This window comes from Psychrobacter sp. UBA2769, from assembly GCF_002352555.1.
In the GTDB taxonomy this organism is placed as follows: Bacteria; Pseudomonadota; Gammaproteobacteria; order Pseudomonadales; family Moraxellaceae; genus Psychrobacter; species Psychrobacter maritimus.
Genome location: NZ_DEIR01000015.1, coordinates 1 through 818 on the forward strand (window position 1 = coordinate 1; position 818 = coordinate 818).

Genomic DNA, 818 nt, shown 5'->3' on the forward strand with positions numbered 1-818 from the left:
CAAAGAAAAGCCCCTCAACAATTAAGTTGAGGGGCGATTCAGGAATAGAGAGCTGACGATGACCTACTCTCACATGGCCGGAGCCACACTACCATTGGCGCGATGATGTTTCACTTCTGAGTTCGGGAAGGGATCAGGTGGTGCCATCATGCTATTGTCGTCAGCAAAGGGGGTTAGATATGAGTCTGTTATTGTTATTTTGACTTTAAGTATTATCTTTTAGTCTCATCAACATAAACCTAACTGAATCAAGGTTTAAGGTGATATCGAAATATTCTTTCTTTTATTCTAAAGCTTTCGCTTTACAAGATAGATTAATTAGAGCTTTGATACAAACCACTTGGGTGTTGTATGGTCAAGCCAAACGAGCAATTAGTACAGGTTAGCTACACACATCGCTGTGCTTCCACACCCTGCCTATCAACGTCGTAGTCTTCAACGGCTCTTTAGGGAAATCTTATCTTGAGGTGGGCTTCCCGCTTAGATGCTTTCAGCGGTTATCCCATCCGAACGTAGCTACCGGGCAATGCCACTGGCGTGACAACCCGAACACCAGAGGTTCGTCCACTCTGGTCCTCTCGTACTAGGAGCAGATCCTCTCAAATTTCCAACGCCCACGGTAGATAGGGACCGAACTGTCTCACGACGTTCTAAACCCAGCTCGCGTACCTCTTTAAATGGCGAACAGCCATACCCTTAGGACCTGCTTCAGCCCTAGGATGAGATGAGCCGACATCGAGGTGCCAAACACCGCCGTCGATATGAACTCTTGGGCGGTATCAGCCTGTTATCCCCAGAGTACCTTTTATCCGTTGAGC

The 818-nt window shown here is 47.1% G+C and carries 2 rRNA genes (1 of these 2 running past the window's edge); both read right to left on the reverse strand.

Going from position 1 to position 818, the window contains the following annotated elements:
- Positions 1-50: 50 nt before the first annotated feature.
- Positions 51-165: ribosomal RNA gene (gene rrf, locus B3Q63_RS06725) — 5S ribosomal RNA — on the reverse strand.
- A 186-nt stretch (positions 166-351) separates the two neighbouring features.
- A 23S ribosomal RNA gene (locus B3Q63_RS06730) occupies positions 352-818 on the reverse strand; it runs 2,390 nt beyond the window's last position.